18 protein-coding genes, 3 tRNA genes and 1 pseudogene are annotated in these 24,782 nt (G+C 65.4%); 10 read left to right on the top strand and 12 right to left on the bottom strand.

Features of this window, described 5'->3' with window-relative positions; genetic code table 11:
- Positions 1-124: 124 nt before the first annotated feature.
- On the bottom strand, positions 125-2,584 hold the full coding sequence (gene rnr / locus HUT07_RS12685) for a ribonuclease R (protein ID WP_176021226.1): 2,460 nt from the start codon (positions 2,582-2,584) through the stop codon (positions 125-127).
- Between the two features lie 128 nt (positions 2,585-2,712).
- Between rnr and HUT07_RS12690 the strand changes: the two genes are divergently transcribed.
- Positions 2,713-2,797, top strand: a tRNA-Leu gene (locus HUT07_RS12690).
- A 193-nt stretch (positions 2,798-2,990) separates the two neighbouring features.
- Positions 2,991-3,077, top strand: a tRNA-Leu gene (locus HUT07_RS12695).
- 60 nt (positions 3,078-3,137) lie between these two features.
- Here the strand turns inward: HUT07_RS12695 and HUT07_RS12700 are convergent.
- On the bottom strand, positions 3,138-3,884 hold the full coding sequence (locus HUT07_RS12700) for a sulfite exporter TauE/SafE family protein (protein ID WP_176021227.1): 747 nt from the start codon (positions 3,882-3,884) through the stop codon (positions 3,138-3,140).
- A gap of 100 nt (positions 3,885-3,984) precedes the next feature.
- On the opposite strand from HUT07_RS12700, the gene HUT07_RS12705 reads away from it, so the two are divergent.
- The gene (locus HUT07_RS12705; protein WP_176022549.1) at positions 3,985-4,896 is read left to right on the top strand and encodes a LysR family transcriptional regulator; all 912 of its coding nucleotides are present in this window, start codon (positions 3,985-3,987) and stop codon (positions 4,894-4,896) included.
- Positions 4,897-4,946: 50 nt separating this feature from the next.
- Positions 4,947-5,033, top strand: a tRNA-Leu gene (locus tag HUT07_RS12710).
- A gap of 194 nt (positions 5,034-5,227) precedes the next feature.
- Here HUT07_RS12710 and HUT07_RS12715 read toward each other — a convergent pair.
- Positions 5,228-5,378: pseudogene (locus HUT07_RS12715) on the bottom strand (MFS transporter); the annotation flags it as partial.
- Between the two features lie 127 nt (positions 5,379-5,505).
- Between HUT07_RS12715 and HUT07_RS12720 the strand changes: the two are divergent.
- Complete coding sequence (locus tag HUT07_RS12720) at positions 5,506-6,339, top strand: pentapeptide repeat-containing protein (RefSeq protein WP_176021228.1); 834 nt, start codon at positions 5,506-5,508, stop codon at positions 6,337-6,339.
- A gap of 65 nt (positions 6,340-6,404) precedes the next feature.
- Positions 6,405-6,965, top strand: a complete 561-nt coding sequence (locus tag HUT07_RS12725) for a nucleotidyltransferase (protein ID WP_176021229.1) — start codon at positions 6,405-6,407, stop codon at positions 6,963-6,965.
- Positions 6,966-7,339: 374 nt separating this feature from the next.
- On the opposite strand, the gene emrB is transcribed toward HUT07_RS12725, so the two are convergent.
- The 4 genes from emrB to emrR are packed head-to-tail and all read right to left on the bottom strand — an operon-like array spanning position 7,340 to position 12,058.
- Positions 7,340-8,926 (bottom strand): multidrug efflux MFS transporter permease subunit EmrB, encoded by a 1,587-nt coding sequence (gene emrB / locus HUT07_RS12730; RefSeq protein WP_176021230.1) that lies wholly within the window; start codon positions 8,924-8,926, stop codon positions 7,340-7,342.
- An 8-nt stretch (positions 8,927-8,934) separates the two neighbouring features.
- Positions 8,935-10,113 (bottom strand): multidrug efflux MFS transporter periplasmic adaptor subunit EmrA, encoded by a 1,179-nt coding sequence (emrA, locus tag HUT07_RS12735; protein WP_176021231.1) that lies wholly within the window; start codon positions 10,111-10,113, stop codon positions 8,935-8,937.
- An 11-nt stretch (positions 10,114-10,124) separates the two neighbouring features.
- On the bottom strand, positions 10,125-11,618 hold the full coding sequence (emrC, locus tag HUT07_RS12740) for a multidrug efflux transporter outer membrane subunit EmrC (RefSeq protein ID WP_176021232.1): 1,494 nt from the start codon (positions 11,616-11,618) through the stop codon (positions 10,125-10,127).
- Positions 11,615-12,058, bottom strand: a complete 444-nt coding sequence (gene emrR, locus HUT07_RS12745; protein WP_025877626.1) for a multidrug efflux system transcriptional regulator EmrR — start codon at positions 12,056-12,058, stop codon at positions 11,615-11,617. The genes emrC and emrR overlap by 4 nt, the downstream gene beginning before the upstream one ends.
- 145 nt (positions 12,059-12,203) lie before the next feature.
- Here emrR and HUT07_RS12750 point away from each other — a divergent pair, with 145 nt between their 5' ends.
- Together HUT07_RS12750 and parC are read left to right on the top strand one after the other, a co-directional pair.
- Positions 12,204-13,112: a helix-turn-helix transcriptional regulator gene (locus HUT07_RS12750; protein WP_176021233.1), complete on the top strand. Its 909-nt coding sequence runs from the start codon at positions 12,204-12,206 to the stop codon at positions 13,110-13,112.
- 59 nt (positions 13,113-13,171) lie between these two features.
- Positions 13,172-15,415: a DNA topoisomerase IV subunit A gene (gene parC / locus HUT07_RS12755; protein WP_176021234.1), complete on the top strand. Its 2,244-nt coding sequence runs from the start codon at positions 13,172-13,174 to the stop codon at positions 15,413-15,415.
- A gap of 288 nt (positions 15,416-15,703) precedes the next feature.
- On the opposite strand, the gene bfr is transcribed toward parC, so the two are convergent.
- Complete coding sequence (bfr, locus tag HUT07_RS12760) at positions 15,704-16,192, bottom strand: bacterioferritin (protein ID WP_176021235.1); 489 nt, start codon at positions 16,190-16,192, stop codon at positions 15,704-15,706.
- 125 nt (positions 16,193-16,317) lie between these two features.
- On the opposite strand from bfr, the gene HUT07_RS12765 reads away from it, so the two are divergent.
- Positions 16,318-18,648, top strand: coding sequence for a penicillin acylase family protein (locus HUT07_RS12765; protein ID WP_176021236.1), 2,331 nt, complete (start codon positions 16,318-16,320; stop codon positions 18,646-18,648).
- A 123-nt stretch (positions 18,649-18,771) separates the two neighbouring features.
- On the opposite strand, the gene HUT07_RS12770 is transcribed toward HUT07_RS12765, so the two are convergent.
- The gene (locus HUT07_RS12770; RefSeq protein WP_176021237.1) at positions 18,772-20,160 is read right to left on the bottom strand and encodes a cation:proton antiporter; all 1,389 of its coding nucleotides are present in this window, start codon (positions 20,158-20,160) and stop codon (positions 18,772-18,774) included.
- Positions 20,161-20,266: 106 nt separating this feature from the next.
- Positions 20,267-21,958 carry an asparagine synthase B gene (gene asnB, locus HUT07_RS12775; protein ID WP_176021238.1) on the bottom strand — a complete coding sequence of 564 codons (1,692 nt, stop codon included), beginning with the start codon at positions 21,956-21,958 and terminating at the stop codon, positions 20,267-20,269.
- Between the two features lie 358 nt (positions 21,959-22,316).
- On the opposite strand from asnB, the gene HUT07_RS12780 reads away from it, so the two are divergent.
- Positions 22,317-23,210: a tetratricopeptide repeat protein gene (locus HUT07_RS12780; protein ID WP_176021239.1), complete on the top strand. Its 894-nt coding sequence runs from the start codon at positions 22,317-22,319 to the stop codon at positions 23,208-23,210.
- A gap of 72 nt (positions 23,211-23,282) precedes the next feature.
- Here the strand turns inward: HUT07_RS12780 and dapE are convergent, their stop codons facing one another.
- Both dapE and HUT07_RS12790 read right to left on the bottom strand, forming a co-directional pair.
- On the bottom strand, positions 23,283-24,410 hold the full coding sequence (gene dapE / locus HUT07_RS12785; protein WP_176021240.1) for a succinyl-diaminopimelate desuccinylase: 1,128 nt from the start codon (positions 24,408-24,410) through the stop codon (positions 23,283-23,285).
- Positions 24,407-24,772: an arsenate reductase gene (locus HUT07_RS12790; RefSeq protein WP_176021241.1), complete on the bottom strand. Its 366-nt coding sequence runs from the start codon at positions 24,770-24,772 to the stop codon at positions 24,407-24,409. Before HUT07_RS12790 ends, dapE begins: the two co-directional genes overlap by 4 nt.
- Between the last annotated feature and the right edge of the window lie 10 nt (positions 24,773-24,782).

Raw genomic sequence — 24,782 nt, forward strand, 5'->3', positions numbered from 1 at the left:
GTTGGCACCTACCGGGTGAGGTGGGTGCCGACCGGTGGTTGGCACCTACAGGGTGGGGTGGCTGCCGACCGGTGGTTAGCACCTACCGGGTGGGGTGGCTGCCGACCGTTGGTCGGCACACCTTTCAATATTGCTTTTTCGTGCGCTTGGCCGGCTTGCCGCGCTCGGGCAGCGGCGCCGGGCCGGCTTCCTCTTCTTCGCCCTTGTGCTCGACGAGGCGGAAGTCGATCTTGCGTTCTTCCATGCTGGCCTTCAGCACCAGGATGCGCACACGGTCGCCCAAGCGATAGCTGCTGCCACGGCGCTCGCCGGTCAACGTCTTTCGTGTCGCGTCGAACTTGTAATAGTCCTGCGGCAGCTGGGTCACGTGCACCAGCCCCTGCACCTTCGACTCATCCAGTTCCACGAACAGGCCGAAGCTGGTGACGCCGCTGATCACGCCGTCGAACTGGCCACCCACGTGCTTTTCCATCCACGCGGCGCGGTAGCGCTCATCGACTTCACGCTCGGCCTCATCGGCACGACGCTCACGCTCGGAACACTGCAGGGCCAGCGCGGCCATCTCGCGGGCGTTGTAGATGAACTTGTCCAGCGGCTTGCCCGACAGCGCATGTTTGATCGCACGGTGCACCAGCAGGTCCGGGTAACGACGGATCGGCGAGGTGAAGTGCGCGTATGCCTCCAACGCCAGGCCGAAGTGACCGTTGTTGTCGGGGCTGTACACGGCCAGGCTCTGGCTTCGCAGCAGCACCGATTCCAGCAGCGTGGCATCGGGACGGTCGCGGATTTTCTTCAGCAGCTTGGTGTAATCGCCCGGGCGCACCTTCGACCACGGCGGCAGGCTCAGCTTGAACTCCTTGAGGAATTCCAGCAGGTCGGCGTACTTGGTCTCCGGCGGCTTCTCATGCACGCGGTACGGCGCCGGCACATGGCGCGACAGCAGGTACTTGGCCGCCTCCACGTTGGCCGCGATCATGCATTCTTCGATCAGCTTGTGCGCATCGTTGCGCACCAGCATGCCGGCCTGGGTGACTTCACCGCGGTTGTCGAGCACGAAGCGGACTTCGCTGCTTTCAAACTCGATCGCGCCACGCTTGGTGCGCGCCTTGGACAGCACCTTGTACAGCTGGTGCAGGCGCTGCACCTGCGGCAGCAGGTCGCCGATGAAGGCCTTGGCACCGGCGTCATCCTCGCCCACCGCCTGCCACACCTGGGTGTAGGTCAGGCGCGCGTGCGAGTTCATCACCGCTTCGTAGAAACGCGAGTGGGTGACGACACCATCGCGGTCGATCTGCATGTCGCAGACAAAGCACATGCGGTCGACCTTCGGCATCAGCGAACAGATGCCGTTGGACAGGGTCTCCGGCAGCATCGGCACCACGAAGCCCGGGAAATATACCGATGTGGCGCGCTTCTGCGCTTCCTCGTCCAGCGGCGTGCCGGGACGGACGTAGTTGGAGACATCGGCAATGGCGACCACCAGGCGGAAGCCATCGGCGTTCGGCTCGCAGTACACCGCGTCGTCGAAGTCCTTGGCATCCTCACCATCGATGGTGACCAGCGGTGTGCTGCGCAGGTCGACGCGGTCGCCGATCATCGCCGGCTCGACCACCAGCGGCACCGACGCAGCTTCGTCCAGCACCTCCTGCGGGAACTCGAACGGCAGTTCGTGACCGTGAATCGCGGTCTCCACCACCAGCGACGCGGTCAGCTTGTCGCCGAGCACGGCGATGATGCGTCCGATCGGCGGGCGGCGGCTGTCCGGTGCCTGGGTCAGTTCGCAGACCACCAACTGGCCATCGCGCGCGCCACCGGTCTGGTCCGGCGGCACCTGGACGTTGCGCTGGATGCGCTTGTCATCAGGCACCACGTAGTTGATGCCCATCTCGACGCTGAAGCGACCGATCAGGCGGGTCATGCCGCGCTCCAGCACACGGGCGATGCTGCCTTCGCGGCGGCCACGGTGATCGATGCCGGTGACACGGGCCAGCACCTTGTCGCCGTGCATCACCTTGCGCATTTCATAGGGCGGCAGGAACAGGTCGTCACCCCCCTCGACCGGGCGCAGGAAGCCGAACCCTTCCGGGTTGGCGATCACCACGCCGGTGACAAGATTCAAGGTCTGGATCGGCGCGAAGCCGCCGCGGCGGTTCTGTACCAACTGGCCGTCGCGGACCATGGCGCCGAGGCGGCGCGACAGCGCTTCGGCACGGTCCGGTGCGGTCAGGCCCAGGCGCGCGCCGAGTTCTTCAGCCGTCTGCGGCCCTTCGCAGCGCTCCAGCAGGGCCAGGATGGCCTCGCGGCTGGCGATGGGTTGTTCGTACTTTTCTGCTTCGCGGGATGCATAGGGATCGTCGATCACCTTGCCCGTCGGCGGCAGCTTGCGACCCGGCGCCGGACCCGGCGGCTCAGCGCTGCGGCGGCCACGTGCCGAAGGCGGTGCGCCTCCGTCGGCCAGTGCGGGGAGCCAACCCGGCAGCGGCTTGCCCGGCTTGTTGGAGCGGGCAGTGCCCGGCTTGGTGCCCTTCTTGGGGGCTTCACCGCGGGACTTGCTCCCGCCCTTGCTTGGTTTTTTGGTAGTCATCGCCCTCCATGGTAGCCGTTGCGGGCGTGCAGAACGGGTCAGCACACCCGTTGAAGAATCCCCATTAAGAATTTTCAGGAAATCGTTGACAGCCCCCGGGTTCATCTTCACAATTGCGCCTCTGGAACGCCCAGATGGCGGAATTGGTAGACGCACTAGTTTCAGGTACTAGCGGGTAAAACCGTGGAGGTTCGAGTCCTCTTCTGGGCACCAACGAAAAAACTCCTCGCTCCGGCGGGGATTTTTTTTGCCTGCGATCCGGGCGCGGCACCCCATCCACGCATGGCGCCGATCTACTGAACGCTCCCATCCACGCATGGCGTGGATCTACTGGCGTGTTGGACGCCGGAATTTCACAAGGGTGTTGACACTTCCATCACGGCACCCCATAATTCTCCTCCTCGACGCCCAGGTGGCGGAATTGGTAGACGCACTAGCTTCAGGTGCTAGCGGGGGCAACTTCGTGGAGGTTCGAGTCCTCTCCTGGGCACCATGTCGAGAATGAAAAACACCCGCGAAAGCGGGTTTTTTCTTGTCTGGCGTCCAGCCAGCATCACCACCACGAACGCAGCACCAGCTCCAGGCCCAGCAGCAACAGGAAGCCGAGGAAGCACGCACGGAATACCCGTGCACTGATGCGCTGGCGGATCACCTGTCCCAGCCACATCCCTGCCAGCGACGGCACCACCGCCAACGCGCTCAGGCCGAGCTGCTGCACACCGAACGCACCATGCAGCACCAGGCCCGTGGTCAGCGAGATCGTGGACACCGTGAATGCAAGCCCCAGCGCCTGTACCAGCTCGTCGCGCTGCAAGCCCAGCGATTGCAGGTAGGGCACCGCCGGCATCACGAACACCCCGGTGGCGCCGGTCACCACACCGGATATCGCGCCGACCAGCGGTCCAAGCCAGCGCTCGCGCCGAGCCGGTACCCGCAACACCGGCGCCAGCAACGCGTACCCGGCGTAGACCACCAGCGCCACGCCCAGTGCGGCGCGCGAGACATCACGATCCACCCGCACCAGCAGCGCGGCGGCGCCGAGCGTGGCGATCACCACCGCCAGCATCATCGGCCACAGTCGCCGCACGATCTGCCCCACCGATGGCCCGGACAGCAGCTGCCAGGCATTGGTGACAAAGGTGGGAATGAACAGCATCGAGGCCGCCGCAACCGGCGACAACGCGCCCCCCAGCAGCCCCATCGCCACCGTCGGCAGCCCCATGCCGGTCACGCCCTTGACCACCCCGGCCAGCAGGAACACCACCACCAGCAATGTGTAGAAATAGATCGGCTCGTTCATGCCTCCATTGGAGCCGGCGGCACTTCAGCGCACAATGCGGCATTCCCGCCCCACCCTTCGGCTGACCCGAAGGCAAGAGGGCATGTTGCGAGGACTCACCATGCGTCTGGACATTGCCGATCTGCGCCTGTTCCTGGCGGTGGCAGAAGCCGGCAGCATCACCGCCGGCGCTGCAGAGTCGAATCTCGCACTGGGATCGGCCAGCGAACGCCTGCGCGCCATCGAATCCGACGCTGGCACCGCGCTGCTGACCCGGCACCCGCGCGGCGTCAGCCTGACCGAAGCGGGTGCCGCACTGGCCCATCACGCGCGCCTGATCCTGCAGCAGCAGGCACAGCTGCGCGGCGAACTGCAGGCCTTCGCCCACGGCGCGCGCGGCACCCTGCACCTGTATGCCAATACCGCGGCATTGACCAACTATCTGCCCACGCGACTGGCTCCATGGCTGGCCGAGCGCCCTCGCCTGCGCGTCGAACTGCACGAACGCACCAGCAACGAAGTCGTGCGCGCGATCCGTGCCGGCCAGGCAGAGGCTGGCATCATCAGTGACGCCGTCCCCGCCGATGGGCTGCGCCGTCATGTCGTTGCGGAAGACCCGTTGATGATGCTGCTGCCGGCTGGCCATCGCTTCGCCGCGCGACGCTCGCTCGATTTCAGCGACGTGCTGGGCGAGACGTTCGTTGCACTGGCCGACGGCAATGCGTTGCAGACCTATATCGAAGAACTGGCAGCAGAGGCCGGACGGACGCTCGATGTACGCATCCGCATGAAGACATTCGAAGGCCTGTGCACGATGGTGGGCCATGGCATCGGCGTTGGCATCGCGCCACGCACCATCGCCCGGCAGCACCGACGGGCCACCGGCATCGTCACCGTTGCACTCGGCAATGCATGGGCACAGCGCCGACTGTGCGTCGCGTTCACCGACTGGACATTGCTCTCGCCGCCGATGCGCAGCCTGCTGCAGCATCTGGATGTGGGCGCGCAAATGGATGCAGAAAAAAATGTGTGAAATGGTGTTGACACATATCCAACCTTCCTGCAAAATTCTCCTCCTGAGTCGCCCAGGTGGCGGAATTGGTAGACGCACTAGCTTCAGGTGCTAGCGGGGGCAACTTCGTGGAGGTTCGAGTCCTCTCCTGGGCACCATGACTCAGCAAATGATCAAACCCGCGAAAGCGGGTTTTTTCATGTGCGGCGCTCGGGAAATCTCCGGCGCTTAGGAGCGTCGGCCCATGCCCGACGAGCGCGTGGCGCGCCGCCACAAACAAAAACCCCGCCTTGCAGCGGGGGTCTCTGCATTTCAGCCGGGCATGGCCCGGCGCTACTGCGTGGCGGATCGATCAATGACCGCCGGCAGACGTCGCGCCTGCATCGGCACCGAACGGCGGCTTGGCCAGCCCCAGGAACGCGATGCCAGCCCAGCAGGTAGAAGATGTCGTTGAACGCCATCCACAAGGCCTGGTGGTTGATGATGTTGCTGAGCACCGCAGCGTCACACGGCAGGTCGCGCCACTGCATCAAGGCCATTTGCTGTTATCGCTCCCCACCCTAAGAGTATCGCTCGCTAGGAAATAGCTTGTCAGCTATGTTATGCGCACTTGTGTTGATGACAGAGCAAATGGACACGGCGCTGAATCCAAAATCTTTGCCCAAGAGCGGAAAGACAAAGGCTGAAGACAGAACCATCGAAGCCGATGTCGATGGCGGGAATTTTTCTAACTTCCATTTTTCACGCCTCGTCGCGAAGAAAGTTAATTTCAGAAATATTGACTTCCGATACTCCTCTTTCGACTCGTGCTACATGCGAGGCTGCACCTTCGACAGCTGCGACTTCACCGGCTGCAAGTTTGTCGGAACCAACCTTCATGGAGCTCACTTCCTAGGCTGCAAATTTGATTACGCAGTATTTGAGAGAACAGATATTGACGATCATGTTCTTTTATCGAACTGCCCAGAGAGAGAAAATCTCAAGTTAAAGTTCGCAAGAACGCTGCGAATGAACTATCAACAACTAGGAAATGCCCAGTCCGCGAACAAGGCCATTCAAATTGAACTAGACGCGACAGAGGCACATCTACTGAAGGCATGGAAATCCAATGAATCCTATTATCGACGAAAATATTCCGGTCTAGCGCGAATCAAGCAATTTGCCCATTGGCTCTACTTCAAAAGCCTGGACTGGATCTGGGGAAATGGTGAAAGCTCACTAAAACTGGGCAGATCCGCGCTCGTTGTAATTGCCATCTTGGCGCTGAATGACACACTAGAGTTCAAGAATCCCGCACTACTGTCGAGTTACGTTAACTCCTTCAAAGAAGTAATTCCCATATTTCTAGGAATCAATACTTCAACACCCTACACCCCCCTATTCATGGCTGGCGTGACAACAATTCGGCTCATGATGTTTGGATTTTTGATGTCCATCATCATAAAAAGATTTAATAGGCGGTAGCCATGCACATCTATGCATTCGGATCCGTTTGCCGAGGGGAGATTGACGATGACTCGGATATCGACATGCTCGCGGTAATCGGCGAAAACGATAGAAACGTGAGCGAGATGAACTTTTCCATCTACTCACAAGATAAGCTAAAAGCAATCTGGCGAGAAGGAAACCCTTTCGCTTGGCACCTGCATCTGGAGTCCGCAATGGTATTCACCAGCGACGGAACGGATATCATTGACAGTCTTGGAGAGCCAAGCAAGTACTCCCGCGCGAGAGCCGATTGTTTGAACTTTATAGATCTCTTTGACAGTGCAACCACATCCATAAGAATGGGCACAAACAGCATTCACTTCGAGCTATCAACGATATTTATCGCAGCTCGCAACTTTGCAATTTGCTATTCCTTCGATAAGAAAAGCCGGCCAGTCTTCTCGCGCCAAGCCCCACTGCTACTCGGAGAGCACAGCCTGAGGCTCCCCCCCACTTCTTACAGCACTCTCGAAAGAGCAAGAATCCTAGCTAGCCGCGGCATTGGGGATCAGATAGAAAAACAGCAACTGAATTCTACAATCGAAGATCTTCCAAAGATTAGACAATGGATGGCGAGACTGATGGAAGGATTAACGTTGTGAGCGGATTCAACGATCGAATTAGCGCACAGCGCTCAATACTAAGCCAAATAAATAGGGTCGAATGGCCATCAGAGCCACTCCATAGCCTGTCACAGCACGCAATTGATCGGTGGATCGCCACCAATAGAATTGAACAGGAAGACCCAATAGTCCTCCTCGTGTCCTCGGCAGCAAAACAGCTGCAATTTCTAGCTAACAAGAGCCAAGACCAAATTACCGAGAGCTACTTGGCGCGGATCACTGAGATACAAGGAATCGTTGCAGATCTAGCTTGGAGAATAGAGTTGGAGCTCGGGCAAAGAGCTTCACCTGTCCGCTCTTAAGAAAAAACCCCGCCTTCCGGCGGGGTTTTGTTCTTCATCAACACGGATCGATCAATGCCCGCCGGCAGACGCCGCACCCGCACCTGCGCCGAATGGCGGCTTGGCCAGCCACAGGAAGGTGATGATTGCCAGGAAGATCCAGCCCAACAGGAAGAAGATGTCGTTGAAGCCCATCTGCGAAGCCTGGTGGTTGATCATGTTGTTCAGCACCGCAGCACCGTGCTGCAGGTCGCCCTGCCCCATCGCTGCTACCTGGTCCTGCATGCCCGGCTGATACACCGAGATGTGTTCGGTCAGATCCGCGTGATGCACCTGCGTGCGACGCGCCCACAGCCAGGTGGTCAGCGACGCGGCAAAGCTGCCGCCCAGCGTACGCAGGAACGTGGCCAGGCCGGAGCCGGCCGCGATCTCACGGCCATCCAGGTCCGACAGCAGGATCTGCAGCACCGGCATGAAGAACAACGCCACGCCGATGCCCATGATCAGCTGCACACCGGCCACGTGCTGGAAGTCCACCTGCAGGTTGAAACCCGAACGCAGGAAGCTGGTCATCGACAGCACCACGAACGCGATCGTGGCCAGCATGCGCATGTCGAAGCGCGATGCATACTTGCCCACGAACGGCGTCATGATCACCGGCAGGATGCCGATCGGCGCCGTCGCCAGGCCTGCCCAGATCGCGGTGTAACCCATGTCGCGCTGCAGCCATTGCGGAATCAGCAGGGCCACGCTGAAGAACGCCGCGTAGGCCACCACCATCGCCAGCGTACCCGCGCGGAAGTTGCGGTGCCGGAACAGCTTCAGGTCAACGATCGGATCCTTGTCGGTCAGTTCCCAGATCAGGAACACGGTCAGCGCCACCACGGCCACGCAGGCCAGCACCACGATCTTCATCGACGAGAACCAGTCCTCGTCGTTGCCCAGGTCGAGCACCAGCTGCAAGGCGCCCACGCCGATCACCAGGGTGACCAGGCCGACGTAGTCCATCTTCGGCTTCTCGACGTGCTCCGGGCGGCCCTTCAACTGGTTACCCACCACCAGCGCGGCGAAGATGCCCAGCGGTACATTGATCAGGAAGATCCATTCCCAACTGTAGTTGTCGGTGATCCAGCCACCGAGGATCGGCCCACAGATCGGCGCCACCACGGTGATCATCGCCAGCAGCGCCAGCGCCTGTCCTCGCTTCTCCCGGGGATAGATCGAGACCAGCAGCGACTGCGTGATCGGGTACATCGGCCCGGCGACGAAGCCCTGCAGCGCGCGCGACAGCACCAGCATGCCCATGCTCTGGGCCAGGCCGCACAGCAGCGAGGTGATCACGAAGGCCAGCGTGGCCCACACGAACAGCTTGCGCTCGCCGAAGCGACGGCTGAGCCAGCCGGTCAGCGGCAGCGCGATCGCGGTACTGACCGCGAACGAAGTGATGACCCACGTCGCCTGCTGCGAACTGGCACCAAGATTACCGGCAATGGTCGGCAGCGAGACATTGGCGATGGTGGTGTCGAGCACCTGCATGAACGAGGCCATCGCCAGGCCCACGGTGCACAGGGCCACACTGGGTGGCAGGAAGCCGGCGGCCGCACCCGGCGCCGCCGGTGCGCCCGGAGAGCCGGGCGCAGCTGGAGCTTGTGCGGACATGGCCGACCTCAGCTCGCCTTGGCCTGCTGCGGCAGGTTGCCCTGGATGATCGTGTGGATCACCTCATCGGCATCGTGCAGCTGCTTGGCGTACACGTCGGTGTCGAACACCGCGCCCTTGGCGGCCGCGCTCGGCAGCACTTCGCCCTTCTGGTCGCGCAGGCTCACTTCGGCCTTCATCGACAGACCGATGCGCAGCGGATGTTCGGCCAGCTGCTTGGCATCGATGGCGATGCGCACGGGCACGCGCTGCACGATCTTGATCCAGTTGCCGCTGGCGTTCTGTGCCGGCAGCAGCGAGAACGCCGAACCGGTGCCCAGGCCCAGGCTGTCGATGCGGCCCTTGTACTTCACGTCGCCGGCATACAGGTCCGACTTCAGCTCCACTTCCTGGCCCAGGCGCATGTGGCGCAGCTGGGTTTCCTTGAAGTTGGCCTCGACCCACATCTGCTCGGTCGGCACCACCGCCATCAGGGCGTTGCCCGGCTGCACGCGCTGGCCGACCTGCACAGAACGACGGGCGACATAGCCGGTGACCGGCGCGACGATGCCCGAACGGGCATTGTTGAGGAAGGCCTGGCGCAGCTGCGCGGCGGCGGCCAGCACGTCCGGCTGGGTGGCGATGACCGTGTCATCGACCAGCGCGCGGTTGCGCTCGACGGTCTCGCGCGAACCGGCCACGGCCGCTTCGGCAGAGGCCAGCTCATCACGTGCATGGGCCAGTTCTTCGTTGGAGATGGCGCCGGTGGCGGCCAGGTCCTTGCGGCGGGCGAAGTCGTCGCGCACGCGCTTCAGGCTCACCTGGCGCGCGTTCAGATCGGCCTGCGCACCTTCGACGCTGCGGTACAGGCCGCGGGTCTGGCGCACGGTCTTGGCCAGGTTGGCTTCGGCCTGCTGCAGGGCCACCGAGGTATCGGCCGGATCCAACTGCACCAGCAGCTGGCCGCGCTCCACGCGCATGCCGTCATCGGCATTGATGGCGACCACGGTACCGGCCACCAGCGGAGTGATCTGCACCTGGTTGCCCTGCACGTAGGCGTCGTCGGTTTCTTCAAACCAACGACCGAACATGAAGTACCACAGCGCCAGTGCGGCCAGCAGCAGCACGACGATCACGAACAGGCCGCGCAGCAGCGTGCCGCGACGGTTGGGGGCGGCAGGGGCCGCAGTGTCTTGGGTCTGGCTCATGGCAGGCGTCTTCAGGAATGCGAGGAATCGGAATGGGAAGCAAGCGGTGCGGCACCAGCGTCGCTGGGCTGGAAACCACCGCCCAGCGCCTTGCTCAGGCGTACCGAGGTCTGCAGCTGCTGCGACTGCAGGCCGGCCAGCTGCTGCTGCGATTGCAGCAGCGTGGACTGCGCGGTCAGCACGTCCAGGTAGCTGCCGATGCCGGCGCGGTAGCGCTGCTGGGCCAGGTCAAACGCAGCATGTGCGGTATCCACCGCCTGCTGCTGCGACTGCGCCTGCTGCGCCAGCGAGCGCACGGCGTTGACCTGGTCGGCCACATCGCGCAGTGCATCGAGCACCGCCTGGTTGTAGTTCGCTACGGCCAGGTCGTACTGCGCATCGGTGTTGGCCAGGTTGGCGCGCAGCTTGCCGCCTTCGAAGATCGGCAGGCTCAGCGCCGGGCCGATGTAAGCGAAGCTGGAGCTGCTCTGCAGCAGGTCGCCAACATTCGGTGCGACCACGCCGGCCAGCGCGGTCAGGTTGAGGCTGGGGTAGAACTTGGTTTTGGCGACCTTGATCTGCTTGTCGGCCGCCTCCACCCGCCAGCGCGCGGCGACGATGTCCGGGCGACGGCCGAGCAGTTCGCTGGGCACCACGCCCGGCAACTGCAGGGCCAGCGGGTTCATCGCCCGTGGGCGTTCGATCGACAGGCCCCGGTCCGGGCCCTTGCCGACCAGCGCGGCCAGCGCAGTGCGGCCCGCATCGATACGCTGCTGCGCCGCCAGCAACTGCTGCTGTGCGGCCGGAACGCGGGCTTCGGCCTGGCGTACCTGCAGATCACTGTCGATGCCGGCGCGGCGGCGCTGGCGGGTCAGCTCCAGCGACTTCTGCGAGCGTGCCAGCTCTTCTTCGGCCACGTCGTTGAGCTGCCACGCATAGGCCAGGTCGGTATAGGCCTGGGCGATGCCGGTGGACAGGTTCAGGCGAGCGGCCTGGGCCTCGACGGTCGCGGCATGGGCGCCATCCACGGCGGCCTCCCAGGCGGCGCGCTTGCCACCCCACAGGTCGATGCCGTAGCTGAAATCGAAGGCGACCTGGCTGCTGCCGGCATAGTGACCGCCGATTTCATCACCGGCCATCGATTCGGGCAGGCGCAAGCCCGTGTAGCCACCGGACACGGACAGGCTGGGCAGGCGATCGGCGCGTGCAGTGCCGACCTGCGACTGTGCCTGGCGCAGGCGCGCGTCGGCGGCGTCCAGGCTCGGATGGCCGGCCAGGCCTTCGGCGATCAGCGCATCCAGCTGCGTATCGCCCAGTGCCTTCCACCAGTCCTGGGCAGGAAAACCGGCGGCGCTCAGGTCGCTGTCGGCCAGGGTGCGTTCGCTGTGCAGGCTGTCCACGTCGAGCACGTGGCCCTGCGGGGTGAGGCCACGGCTGCTGGCGCAGGCGGCCAGGGCCAGGGCCAGCGCTGAAACCAGCAGCGCGCGCCCGGACCGGCGGAGAGTGGGATGCGTGATCGGGTTCATGGGGTCGTCAGGGAATCGCGGATTCGGGTCAGGAGGGACAGCAGCTGGGTGCGTTCGTCGGCGGACAGATCGCGCAGGGCGTAATCCATCACCGCGTCGCCACGCAGCTTCAACCGCGCCCACAGCGCGCGGCCTTCATCGGTCAATACGATCTGCAGCGCACGCCGGTCCTGGGCATGCGGCTCGCGGCGCACGCAACCGAGCGCTTCCAGCTTGTCCAGCAGGCGGGTGACCGCGCTGGGCACCTGGTCGATGGCCTGGGCCAGCTCGTTGGCCGTGCACGGCGCCATGTTCGAGAGCACCTTCAGCCCGATGTAGTGGGTGAAGCCGATGCCGAGGTCCTCTTCGGCCATGGACGCATCGAGCTGGCGGACCAGGCCGTCGCGCACCTGGCGCAGCAGCAGGCCGAAGCTGGGGGGAGTGGTTGCAGGACAGATCATGGGGGAGCATTCTCTTCCAAAAAAAATATTTCTCAATGGAAATATTCGATCTGGCATCAAATGCTGTGTTGCAGCAGTGGGCTGGATCAGGTGAAGGCGCCACCTTAATGGCGCTCCCGACTGGCCCGGTAGTACAATCCAGCCAATGAATGTCACATTCAAGCCACCCCCAGCCCACGTGAAGGCGGGCGAACCCGGACCCGCCACCCTGCTGCGTGAAGAGGCGCTGGACTGGTTCGAACGCAATGATGGGCCGCCGGTCATCGCCTTCCGCTTCGACAGCCCGCAGGGGCTGGCCCGCGAAGTGGACTGGCATCACCACGTCCGCGCGCAGCTGATCTGCGTTGAACGCGGCCTGCTGACCACCCGCACCTCGCATGGCACCTGGTCGCTGGCGCCCGGCTCGGCGGGATGGATGCCACCGGCCGAGCCGCATACGGTCCACATCGATGGACCGCTGCGTGGCTGGGGCATGGTGCTGGCCGCCCCCCTGTGCGCCGAGCTGCCCGCCGACCCCTGCGTGCTGGGCATTTCGCGGTTGGCGCAGGCCGTGGCCGAACGCATCTGCGACTGGCCGCAGGACTACGAGAGCACCCCCGAACGGCAGCACATCATCAACGTGCTGCTGGACGAGATCCGCACCGCGCCGCGCCAGCGCATGCACCTGCCGATGCCGCGCGACCGACGCCTGTTGAAGATCGCCTCACAGCTGCTGGCCGACCCGGCCGACGAGCGCGGCCTGGCGCAGTGGGCGCATTGGGCCGGTTTGTCGCCGCGCAGCCTCACCCGTCATTTCCGCGACGAGACCACACTGAGCTTCGCCCAATGGCGCCAGCAGGCGCGGCTGGCCGAGGCGCTGCGGCAGCTCAGCGAGGGCCGCAGCGTGGCCGACATCGCCCACGCACTGGGCTTCAGCAGCGCCAGCGCCTTCGTCACCGTGTTCCGACGACACTTCGGATTGCCGCCCGGACGCTACCTGGCACGGGCCGGCCACGGCCTGGAACCGGGCCTGGACCCTGCACGCGGCTTGGCATCCCCCGCCGCATCCGGATAATCACTGGATTGAGAGCGGCGACCGCCGTCACCGCCTCCCGACATAGGTAACAACGCCGCATGACCGATCTTGCCCGCCCCGTGTTCCACGGTTTCGAACAACTGCCGCTGCGCGAGTACGCCGAACGCGCCTACCTCGACTACTCGATGTACGTAGTGCTGGATCGCGCCCTGCCGTTCATCGGCGACGGCCTGAAGCCGGTGCAGCGTCGCATCATCTATTCGATGAGCGAGCTGGGCCTGAATGCCGCGTCCAAGCCGAAGAAGTCCGCGCGCACCGTCGGTGACGTCATCGGTAAATACCACCCGCATGGCGACAGCGCGTGCTACGAAGCGCTGGTGCTGATGGCGCAGCCGTTCTCGTACCGCTATCCGCTGATCGAAGGCCAGGGCAACTTCGGTTCCAGCGACGACCCGAAGTCGTTCGCGGCGATGCGTTATACCGAATCCAAGCTGACCCCGATCGCCGAAGTGCTGCTGGGCGAACTGGGCCAGGGCACCACCGACTGGGCACCGAACTTCGACGGCACCCTGCAGGAACCGACCTGGATGCCGGCACGCCTGCCGCATCTGCTGCTGAACGGCACCACCGGCATCGCCGTGGGCATGGCCACCGATGTGCCGCCGCACAACCTCAACGAGATCGTCAGCGCGCTGCTGCATCTGTTGGACGACCCGGACGCCAGCGTGCGCGACCTGTGCGAGCACGTGAAGGGTCCCGACTACCCGTCCAACGCCGAGATCATCACCCCGGCCAACGACCTGCGGAACATGTACGAGACCGGCAACGGCAGCGTGCGCGCGCGTGCAACCTTCACCAAGGAAGCGCACAACGTGGTGGTCACCGCGCTGCCGTTCCAGGTGTCACCGTCGAAGGTGATCGAGCAGATTGCCGCGCAGATGCGTGCCAAGAAGCTGCCGTGGCTGGAAGACGTGCGCGATGAATCCGACCACGCCAACCCGGTGCGCGTGGTACTGGTGCCGCGCTCGAACCGCGTCGATGCCGAACAGCTGATGGGCCACCTGTTCGCCACCACGGACATGGAGCGCAGCTACCGCGTCAACCTCAACGTGATCGGGCTGGACGGCCGTCCGCAGGTGAAGAACCTGAAGATGCTGCTCAGCGAATGGCTGGCGTTCCGCAGCAGCACCGTCACCCGACGCCTGCAGCACCGCCTGCAGAAGGTCGAGCGTCGCCTGCACCTGTTGGAAGGCCTGCTGGTGGCGTTCCTCAACCTGGACGAGGTGATCCACATCATCCGTACCGAGGACGAACCGAAGGCGGCGCTGATCGCGCGCTTCGGCCTGTCCGAAGACCAGGCCGAGTACATCCTCGAAACCAAGCTGAAGCAGCTGGCCCGCCTGGAAGAGATGAAGATCCGTGGCGAGCAGGACGAGCTGGCCAAGGAGCGGGAGAAGATCCTCGGCATCCTGGACAACAAGGCCAAGCTGAAGAAGCTGATCCGCGACGAGCTGCAGGCCGATGCCAAGAAGTTCGGTGACGCGCGCCGTTCGCCGCTGGTGCAGCGCCAGGCGGCGCAGGCCATCGACGAGACCGAGCTGGTACCGAGCGAACCGATGACGGTGGTGATGTCCGAGAAGGGCTGGATCCGCGCCGCCAAGGGCCACGACATCGATGCCTCGACCCTGTCCTACCGCGATGGCGATGCCCTGCAGGGCGCGGTGCGTGCGCGCAGCACCCAGCAGGTCGCGTTCCTCGACAGCGAAGGCCGCGCCTACTCTACGCCGGTGCATACCCTGCCCTCGGCGCGCGGCAACGGTGAACCGCTGACCGGCCGCTTCTCGCCGGCCGCCGGCACCAGCTTCGTGACCCTGGCCAGCGCCGAGCCGGATACCCGCTTCGTGCTGGCCTCGACCCACGGCTACGGTTTCGTCACCCGCTTCGAGAACCTGATCGGTCGCAACAAGGCCGGCAAGGCGATGCTGAACCTGTCGGCGGGCTCGTCGGTGCTGACGCCGTCGGTGGTGGCCAACGTCGCCACCGACCGCATCGTCGCGGTGACCAGTTCGGGCAACCTGCTGGCGATCGCCGCCAACGACCTGCCGGAACTGGACAAGGGCAAGGGCAACAAGATCATCGAGATCCCCAAGGCCAAACTGGCCACCGAGCGGGTCGTCGCGATCGTCGCCATCAGCCCCGGGCAGACCCTGCAGGTGCGCAGTGGCCAACGCACCATGGGCCTGAAGTTCAACGAGCTCGAAGCCTATCTGGGCGCCCGCGCCACCCGCGGCCACCTGCTGCCCCGCGGCTGGCAGAAAGTGGAAGGGCTGTCGGTCGAATGAGGGAGGTGTCAACCTTGGTTGACACGCCTTGACCGGCAAACCGGGACACCGCCGGGCATGGCCCGGCGCTACCGGGAACGGGACGTCAGACACAAAAAAGCCGGGGCATTCCCCGGCTTCTTTGTTTGTCGGCTGGCGGGCAGTGGAGCAGCGGGCTGGCGAAGGCTGGCTGGCGGTGCTCCGGTGCTGGCGGGCGACGGGACGTTGTGCTCCTGGTGGAGCCGACCAGCGATCGGTTCCACCAGAAGGCAGCCGAGCATGGCTCGGCTCTACAGAAAGCGGCGCCGGTCAGTGCGCTGCGGCGCCGCTGCCGTCGATCTTGCTCAACTGGTACAGCTCCAGGCCGATGCGCTTGATCAGGCCCAGCTGCTGCTCCAGCCACCAGGCGTGGTCTTCCTCGGTGTCCTTCAACTGCGCCAGCAGCATGTCGCGGCTCACGTAGTCGCCTTTCTCCTCGCACAGCTTCATGCCGGCGGCGAGGTTGTTGCGCACCGCGTACTCGGTGTCCAGATCCTTGCGCAGCATCTCCTCCACGGTCCTGCCCGGCTCGGTGGCATGCGGGCGCATGTCCGGGTCGCCGCCCAGGAACAGGATCCGGCGCAGCAGCGCGTCGGCATGCTGGGTCTCCTCTTCCATCTCGTGGTTCAGGCGTTCGTACAGCGCGAACAGGCCCTGGTCCTCGTAGCGGCGGGAGTGGATGAAGTACTGATCGCGGGCAGCGAGTTCGCCGCGCAGCAGTTCCTTCAGGCAGGCGATGACGTCCGGATTGCCTTTCATGGGGGGAGCTCCTGTGAATCGATGGCGCCCATGGTGCCCCATCTGGAAATACGGTGATCTAATCGGAATCAGTCGCAGTTGCGCCTGCGGCTACAATCGGCCGACATGCTCGGGAAGGACCTGCAATGCGTCGTACGTGGCGGTGGATTCTGGGTGCGCTGGTCGCGATCGTGCTGCTCGCGGCACTGGTCCTGTGGTTGCTGCTGCGCGGCAGCCTGGCCGAACTGGACGGCGAGCGCCCATTGCCCGGGCTGGCCGCGAAGGTCAGCGTGGAGCGTGATGCGCTGGGGGTGGTCACCATCACCGCTGGCAGCAAGACCGATGCACTGCGGGCGCTCGGCCGTATTCATGCACAGGAACGCTATTTCGAGATGGACCTGATGCGGCGCAGTGCCGCAGGTGAACTGTCCGCCCTGTTCGGGGCGAAGGCGATCGAGGCCGACAAGCGCATGCGCGTGCACCGGCTGCGCGCGCGCACCGAGGCCCATCTGCAGGATGCACTGGGGAGCGACCCTGCCTCCGTGCGCGCCTACGTGGACGGGGTCAACCAGGGCCTGGGCAGTCTGGCGGTACGGCCGTGGGCCTACCTGCTGCTGCGGCAGGCGCCCCAGCCGTGGCAGGCCAGCGACAGCGTGCTGGCAGGCCTGGCCATGTACGCCGACCTGCAGGACCCCAGCAACCCGTCCGAACTGGCCCTGCAGCGCATCCGCGCGGTGGCGCCGCCGGCCCTGTACGCCCTGCTGGTGCACGACGGCAGCGAGTGGGACGCGCCGCTGGCCGGCGCTCCCCGCGGCAATGCCACCCTGCCCGACGCCAGCCAGCTGGACCTGCGGACGCTGAAGGCCTCAACCGGCTCGGTGGCGGAAGATGCCGACGCGGTCGGCAGCAACAATTTCGCGGTTGCCGGAGCGTTGACCGCCGATGGCCGTGCGATCGTCGCCGACGACATGCATCTGGGCCTGCGCGCCCCCAGCCTGTGGTTCCGCGTACGCCTGCGCTACCCCGATCCGCAGGCCGCAGGTGGCCAGGTCGACGTCAGCGGTTTCTCGCTGCCGGGCGTGCCGGCAGTGATTGTCGGCAGCAATGGATACGTGGCCTGGGGCTTCACCAACAGCTACATCGACACCGCCGACTTCCGCACCGAACCCGCCAATGCTGCGGTGACCGTGCATCAGGAACGAATCGTGGTGGCCGGTGGCACCGACGTGCAGTTCCCGGTACGCGAAACCGCGTGGGGACCGATCCTGCACACCCACGCCGATGGCAGCGGCGACGCCCTGCGCTGGGTCGCGCAGTTGCCAGGCGCGGTACGCATGGATTTCGCCGACATGGCACGCGCCGCCGATCTGGACCAGGCCCTGCAGATGGCCGATCACGCCGGCATTCCCGCGCAGAACCTGGTGATCGGCGACCGCAGCGGGCGCATCGCATGGCGCTTGATCGGCGCGCGGCCCGACCGTGGCCCGGACTGCGCACCGCTGGGCTTCAATGACAATCATGGCAACCGGGGCTGTGCACCGTGGCCGATCCGCAGCGACGCCGCGCCGAGCCTGGTCGATCCGCCCAGCCATCGGCTGTGGACCGCCAACAGCCGCGTGGTGGACGAGGCGACCTTGGCCACCGTCGGCAATGGCGGCTACGACCTGGGCGCACGCGGCCGGCAGATCCGTGACATGCTGGCCACGCAGGAGCGCTTCGACGAGCACGACCTGCTGGCGATCCAGCTCGACGACCGCGCGGTGTTCCTGCAGCGTTGGTGGGTGCTGCTGCACGACGTCGTCGGGCACAGCAACGATCCAGCACTGAAGCGGTTGGGCACGGTCAGCAGCCATTGGGACGGGCGTGCCGCGATCGATTCGGTCAGCTACCGGGTGGTGCGCGAATTCCGTACACAGGTGCTCGACACGCTGACCGATGCGCTGCTGGCACCGGCCCGTGCACAGCTGGGCGAGGATTTCCTGGCACCACGCCTGGCGCAGCTGGAAGGCGTGGCCTGGCCGATGCTGGAACAGCGACCCGCCAACCTGCTACCGCCCGCGTACACGAGCTGGGACGCGCTGCTGGCCGATGCTGCGCGTCGCACCGAAGCGGAGCTGTCCAAGCAGGGGCCGCTGGCGCACCGCAGCTGGGGCGAGCGCAACACCGCAGCGATCTGCCATCCGGTCGCGCGCGCCCTGCCCGCCTTCGCCAGCCGCTGGTTGTGCATGCCGGCCGATCCGCTGCCCGGCGACCGTGACATGCCGCGTGTACAGACGCCGACCTTCGGTGCCTCACAACGGATGGTGGTCTCGCCGGGCCACGAGGCCGATGGCATCGTGCACATGCCGGGCGGGCAGAGCGGTCACCCACTGTCGCCGTACTGGGGCGCGGGACATGAGGATTGGGTTCACGGTCGCCCCACCCCGTTCCTGCCCGGCAAGGCACAGCACATGTTGACGCTGGTGCCGGTGCACTGACGGCGGTACCCACATGCTCGAGGGTGCGCTGCACGCTGTAGAGCCGATCCCATGCTCGGCTGCTTCTGGTGCGGAGCCGAGCATGGGCTCGGCTCTACAGAATGCCCGCTCGGCGCGACCGGGTCAGGCCTTGCGGCGCTCGATCAGGTTCAACAGCGGCCCGGTCATCGCAGTGGTCACCAGCGCCATGATCACCAGCACCGCGAACAGGCGGTCGCCGAGCAGGCCCAGCTCGTAGCCCAGGTTGAGCACGATCAGTTCCATCAACCCGCGGGTGTTCATCAACGCACCCAGCCGCCACGCTTCGCGCGAGGCCATGCCGGTGCTGCGCGCCGCACTCCAGGTGCCCAGCAGCTTGCCCATGGTGGCAACTGCTATCACCAGCACGCACAACAGGACGTCGCCGCCCTGCAACGCGTCGGCGCGCAGGCGCAGGCCGGTCATGGCGAAGAACAGCGGCAGCAGCAGGGTCACTGCGAACGGTTCGACCCGGGCCACCAGCAGATGCCGCAGCTGCGCGTTGGAGGAGACCGCCACACCCGCAGCGAAGGCCCCGAACAGCGCGTGGATGCCAAGCACTTCAGTGACCAGCGCACTGGCCAGCGACAGCAGCAGGATGCCCAGCAGCCAGCGCCCTTCGCGACCCGGCGCGATGGTCTGGCGGGCAAACCACGGCTTCACCAGGCCCAGCATCAGCGCGATGAACGCCACCACGCACAGCAGGTTGAGGCTGGCCGGCAACCAGCCAGTGGCCTGCGCTGCCGCCACGATCAGCGCCAGCAGGCACCACGCGGTCGCATCACCCAGCGCCGCACAGGCGATGGCGGTCTGCCCCAGCGGCGTGTGGGTGATGCCACGATCGGCAAGGATGCGCAGCAGCACCGGAAAGGCGGTGATGCTCATCGAGATGCCGACGAACAGCGCGAACGCGGTAAAGCTCACGCCGTGTGGACCGTGCTGCGGATACAGCCAGATGGCCAGGCCCACGCCGAGCACGAACGGCACCGCGATGCCCGCGTGGCTGACGGTGAATGCGAATCGGCGACGCCCCCGCAGTGCGCCCATATCAAGTTCGGCGCCGGCCACCAGCAGGAACATCAGCACGCCCAGTTGGCTGAGCATGCCCAGCGGCCCCAGCGAAGCGGCCGGGAACAGCGCACCGTGCACCTGCGGCAGCAGACTGCCCAGCAACAGCGGCCCCATCATCAGGCCAGCGGCCATCTCGCCGATCACGGCCGGCTGGCCGAAACGCTTCAACAACGCGCCAGCGCCCTTGGCGACCAGCAACAACACCAGCAGTTGCAGCAGGAACAGGCCCAGCGGTGAAGCCAGGTGATGCGCCCAATCGCTGCCAACCACGGCCTCGGCCCTGCTGGCCACCGTCGGCAGCCCAGGCCCGGCATAGCGGGCCAGCAGCAGGCCGACCAGCAGCGGCACGCCGGCCCAGACCAGGTAACGCCACGCCCACTTCGTCGGCCGCACGGGACCTCCGGTCTGTACGTCCATGAACATTCCCCAATGTGCAGGGCGCCGATGATACGTCCTTGCCTGCTCCAGCGCAGTGCGCCCGCCGGGCATGGCCCGGCGCTACCGTTGTCAGGCGACCGGGCACTGCCGGTCAGGCCAACGCCTGCTCGTGCACGCCGGCGATGGCGCGGCCCGACGGATCGGCAGCGGCAGCGAAGCTGGCGTCCCAGGCAATGGCTGCCGGCGAGGAACAGGCGATCGACTTGCCACCCGGCACGGTTTCAGCCGCCGCGTGGCTGGGGAAGAACTGCTCGAACAGGTGGCGGTAGTAGTACGCCTCCTTGGTCTGCGGCGGGTTGTGCGGGAAACGCTTGTCGGCGGCGGCCAGTACGCGGTCGCTGACCTGCGCTTCGGCGTGCGCCTTCAGGCCGTCGATCCAACCGTAGCCGACGCCATCGCTGAACTGCTCCTTCTGCCGCCACAGAATGCTGTCCGGCAGGTAGCCCTCGAAAGCCTCGCGCAGCACCGCCTTCTCGATGCGGCGACCACCGAAACCGGCGTCGACCATCTTGTGCGCGGCATCGAAACGCATCGCCACGTCGAGGAAATCGCGGTCCAGGAACGGCACGCGCGGCTCCACGCCCCAGGCCATCATCGACTTGTTGGCGCGCAGGCAATCGTAGTTGTGCAGGGCGTCGAGCTTGCGCACCAGTTCCTGGTGGAATTCGCGCGCGTCCGGTGCCTTGTGGAAGTACAGATAGCCGCCGAAGATCTCGTCGCTGCCTTCGCCGGACAGCACCATCTTCACGCCCATCGCCTTGATCCGGCGCGCCAGCAGGAACATCGGCGTGGAGGCGCGGATGGTGGTGACGTCGTAGGTTTCAATGTGGCGGATCACCTCCGGCAACACATCCAGACCTTCCTCGAAGGTGTATTCGAAGCCGTGGTGCACGGTGCCCAGCGCTTCGGCGGCGACCGCAGCAGCGGCCAGATCCGGCGATCCCTTCAGGCCGATGGCGAACGAATGCAGGCGCGGCCACCAGGCTTCGCTCTGGCCGCCATCTTCGATGCGACGGCGCGCATAACGTGCCGCCACGGCGGCCACCAGCGACGAATCCAGCCCGCCCGACAGCAGCACCCCATACGGCACGTCACTCATCAACTGGCGTTCGACCGCATGTTCAAAGGCCTGGCGCAGCTCGGCGAGATCGGCCTGGCGGCCCTGCACGTCGTCGTACTCGCGCCACGGCTGCTGGTAGTAGCGCACCAGTTCGCCGCTGGCGCTGTCGTAGTAATGGCCCGGCGGGAACTGGGCAACGTCGGCGCAGGTATCGACCAGCGCCTTCATTTCAGAAGCTACGCGCAGCCGCCCCTGCGCATCATGGCCCCAGTACAGCGGCACCACGCCGACCGGATCGCGCGCCACCAGCACACGGCCGGCTGCACGGTCCCACAGGGCAAAGGCGAAGATGCCGTTGAGCTGTTCCAGCCACTGCGCCGGCGATCCACCCTGGCGGTACAGCGCGTTGATCACCTCGCAGTCCGAACCGGTCTGGAAGGCATAGGCTTCGGCGAGGCCGGCCTTGAGCTGCTGGTGGTTGTAGATCTCGCCGTTGACCGCCAGCGCCAGCTGCCCGTCTTCGGACAGCAGCGGCTGCGAGCCGCCGGCCGGATCGACGATGGCCAGGCGCTCGTGGACCAGCAGCGCGCCTTCGTCCAGATACACGCCGCTCCAGTCCGGGCCACGATGACGCTGGCGCTGCGACAGCTCCAGCGCATGGCGGCGCAGGGAAGGAAGATCGTCACCGGCCTGCAGGCCGAAAATACCGAAGATCGAACACATGGGTGGAACTCCTGTTGTGGGGAAGTACACGGGGGGAAGGTGTTCGACCGGCCATCCAGGCCCGGGTGGGGCTGCGCCCGGGCACAAAAAAACCCGCATCGGCCGATGCGGGTTTTCTGGTGTCCGGGCGTATGTTGCTGTCTATCTACCCAGGGCGCAGTCCCGCATCGGCCGCGCACGATTATTCGCGCGCAGATTATTGCGGTTGGTGTTGTTGACGGCGGTGGCCAGGCGGGGCGACATGGATTCGACCGTAACCGGGTTTCCGGCGCGGCGCAACTGTTGCGATGGCAACCGATTCAGCGGCCACGCCGGTAGCGGCCCGGATAATCCCCTGCCCGCTTTCCGGAATTCATGGATGAACCCTTGCTGCCGTCGCCTGCTGCCCCTCCTGGCCCTGATCGCCCTGGCCGGCTGCGCGACCACGCCCACCCGCCCGGTCGATGACAGCGAACGCGACGCCCTGGCCGCAGCTGCCGATGGCCAGTTCGATTCGGCGCTGCGCGTGGCCAAGCTGTACCAGTACCGCAACGACGTGCGCGCACTGGACTGGTACGCGCGCGCCGCTGCCACAACGCCGCGCACCCATCGCACCACCAGTGCCGAGGAACAGCTTGGCAGAATCCTGGAACGCGGCCGGCTGGACAGCGGTGATACCCCGCAGAAGCCCGACGCGGTGGTGCTCAAACCCTCCGCGCGCAAGGCCTACCGCTGGTACCACCGCGCTGCCTATCACGGCTCGCCGTATGCGATGAGCGATCTGGAAACATGGTACGAGCGACGTGGCGACATGGAGGGCGCACTGCGTTGGCGCCTGCGCCGCGCGGTCTACCTGCGCCAGCTGTACAAGCTGCAGCCCTTGCGTGATGCCACCAGCGGGTCCGCGAAACCCGGCACTCCGCTCAGCGCCGATACCTCTCCGAACCCGGTGATCGCGCGCATCCAGCGCCGCGCCGCGCGCGGCGATGCCGAAGCGCAGGTGGACCTGGGCACGCTGTACGAGGCTGGCATCGGCGTGGTGCAGGACAAGGCCGAAGCACTGCGCTGGTATGAGCGTGCCGCCGCACAGGGCAACGTGTATGGCCAGTACCTGGCCGGGCTGGCACTCGGCCGCGGCGGCGATGGCCTGCAGAAAAACGTGGATGCCGCGGCAGCGTGGTTCGCCAAGGCCCGCGCGCAGGACTTCTACATGGCCGACGAGTCGTACTGGCGCGAAGCGATCAAACCGCCGTTCTTCCAGTTCTCGGAGTAGCGCCGGGCCCGAACCGATGCTGCCTGCAGCGCCGAAGCACGCTCGGCGCTGCAGATCTCCAGCGCACGGGCGCTACACCAGCAGTCGTTCAACCAAGCGCCGGTACAGCCCCGGCAGTGCTTCCAGTTCGTCCACGCGCACGTTCTCATCCACCTGGTGGATGCTGGCATTCACCGGCCCGACTTCGATGCACTGCGCACCCAGGGGTGCGATGAAACGCGCATCGGAGGTGCCACCACCGGTGCTCTCTTCCGGCGCGCGACCGGTGTGCTCGGCCAGCACCGCGCGCGCCGTTGCGCGCAACGTCCCTTCGGGCGTGTAGAAGGGCTCGCCGCTGCGGTGCCACTTCAGCGTGTACTGCAGGCCATGACGGTCCAGCAGCGCGGTGATCTCCGCTTCCAGCTTCGGTGCATCCCAATGCGGGTTGTAGCGGATGTTGAAATCCACTTCCAGCTCACCGGGAATCACGTTGTTGGCGCCGGTACCGGCATGGATGTTGGAGATCTGCAGGCTGGTCGACGGGAAGCTCTCGTAGCCCTCGTCCCAGCGCCGTGCGCTCAGTTCGGCCAGCATCGGCGCGGCAAGATGGATGGGATTGCGCGCCTTGTCCGGATAGGCCACATGACCCTGCACACCCTGCACGCGCAGCTTGGCCGACAGGCTGCCACGCCGTCCCACACGCAGCAGGTCACCCAGCGTGGCGGTGGACGACGGCTCGCCAGTGATGCACCAGTCGATGCGCTGGCCACGCTCGGCGAACAGCCGCGCAACATGGCGCACGCCATCGATGGCATCGCCCTCTTCGTCACTGGTCAGCAGCACCGCCAGCGTGCCGGTGTGCTGCGGATGGGCCGCAACGAACTGTTCGGCAGCGATCACGAACGCCGCCACGCTGCCCTTCATGTCCGCCGTGCCACGACCGTACAGCACGCCATCGCGGATCTGCGGTACGAACGGATCGCTCTGCCACGCCTCGCGCGGGCCCGGCGGCACCACGTCGGTGTGGCCCAGCAGCACCAGCACTGGCGCGCCGCTACCATGTGTGGCCCACAGGTTGTCGACCTCGCCCAGCCGCAGGTGTTCGCAGGTGAACCCTGCAGCCTGCAGACGTTCACCGATCAGCCGCTGGCAGCCGGCATCGTCCGGGGTCACCGACGGCCGTGCAATCAGATCGCAGGCCAGGTCGAGGACGGCGCTCACGCGCCGCCCACGCCGAAGCGCGCCTTGAAGCCGTTGTCGCTGAAGCCCTGGCTGACCTTGCCATCGGCAGTCACAACGACCGGACGCTTGATCAACTGCGGGTACTCGCGCAGCAGCAGTTTCCACTCCGCGTCCGACTCGGCCGCCTTGCGGTTGTCCGGCAGCTGACGCCAGGTTGTGGAGGACCTGTTGACCATCGCGGCCAGGCCACCCAGCTGTGCGGACCATTCCAGCAGTGTTTCCGGGCTGGGCTTGGTGTCGCGGTAGTCGACGAAGGTGTACGGCACGCCGAAGCGCTCCAGCCACTTGGTCGCCTTCTTGCAGGTATCGCAGTTCTTCAGACCGTAGACGGTGGTGCTCATGCGTGCGGCT

The sequence above is a fragment of the Stenotrophomonas sp. NA06056 genome (assembly GCF_013364355.1).
In the GTDB taxonomy this organism is placed as follows: Bacteria; Pseudomonadota; Gammaproteobacteria; order Xanthomonadales; family Xanthomonadaceae; genus Stenotrophomonas.

What these genes read in the sequence shown, in the direction of transcription:
- rnr (WP_176021226.1), bottom strand. Translation starts at nt 2,584, where the DNA reads ATGACTACCAAAAAACCAAGCAAGGGCGGGAGCAAGTCCCGCGGTGAA.
- HUT07_RS12700 (WP_176021227.1), bottom strand. Translation starts at nt 3,884, where the DNA reads ATGAACGAGCCGATCTATTTCTACACATTGCTGGTGGTGGTGTTCCTG.
- HUT07_RS12705 (WP_176022549.1), top strand. Translation starts at nt 3,985, where the DNA reads ATGCGTCTGGACATTGCCGATCTGCGCCTGTTCCTGGCGGTGGCAGAA.
- HUT07_RS12720 (WP_176021228.1), top strand. Translation starts at nt 5,506, where the DNA reads ATGGACACGGCGCTGAATCCAAAATCTTTGCCCAAGAGCGGAAAGACA.
- HUT07_RS12725 (WP_176021229.1), top strand. Translation starts at nt 6,405, where the DNA reads ATGCTCGCGGTAATCGGCGAAAACGATAGAAACGTGAGCGAGATGAAC.
- emrB (WP_176021230.1), bottom strand. Translation starts at nt 8,926, where the DNA reads ATGTCCGCACAAGCTCCAGCTGCGCCCGGCTCTCCGGGCGCACCGGCG.
- emrA (WP_176021231.1), bottom strand. Translation starts at nt 10,113, where the DNA reads ATGAGCCAGACCCAAGACACTGCGGCCCCTGCCGCCCCCAACCGTCGC.
- emrC (WP_176021232.1), bottom strand. Translation starts at nt 11,618, where the DNA reads ATGAACCCGATCACGCATCCCACTCTCCGCCGGTCCGGGCGCGCGCTG.
- emrR (WP_025877626.1), bottom strand. Translation starts at nt 12,058, where the DNA reads ATGATCTGTCCTGCAACCACTCCCCCCAGCTTCGGCCTGCTGCTGCGC.
- HUT07_RS12750 (WP_176021233.1), top strand. Translation starts at nt 12,204, where the DNA reads ATGAATGTCACATTCAAGCCACCCCCAGCCCACGTGAAGGCGGGCGAA.
- parC (WP_176021234.1), top strand. Translation starts at nt 13,172, where the DNA reads ATGACCGATCTTGCCCGCCCCGTGTTCCACGGTTTCGAACAACTGCCG.
- bfr (WP_176021235.1), bottom strand. Translation starts at nt 16,192, where the DNA reads ATGAAAGGCAATCCGGACGTCATCGCCTGCCTGAAGGAACTGCTGCGC.
- HUT07_RS12765 (WP_176021236.1), top strand. Translation starts at nt 16,318, where the DNA reads ATGCGTCGTACGTGGCGGTGGATTCTGGGTGCGCTGGTCGCGATCGTG.
- HUT07_RS12770 (WP_176021237.1), bottom strand. Translation starts at nt 20,160, where the DNA reads ATGTTCATGGACGTACAGACCGGAGGTCCCGTGCGGCCGACGAAGTGG.
- asnB (WP_176021238.1), bottom strand. Translation starts at nt 21,958, where the DNA reads ATGTGTTCGATCTTCGGTATTTTCGGCCTGCAGGCCGGTGACGATCTT.
- HUT07_RS12780 (WP_176021239.1), top strand. Translation starts at nt 22,317, where the DNA reads ATGAACCCTTGCTGCCGTCGCCTGCTGCCCCTCCTGGCCCTGATCGCC.
- HUT07_RS12790 (WP_176021241.1), bottom strand. Translation starts at nt 24,772, where the DNA reads ATGAGCACCACCGTCTACGGTCTGAAGAACTGCGATACCTGCAAGAAG.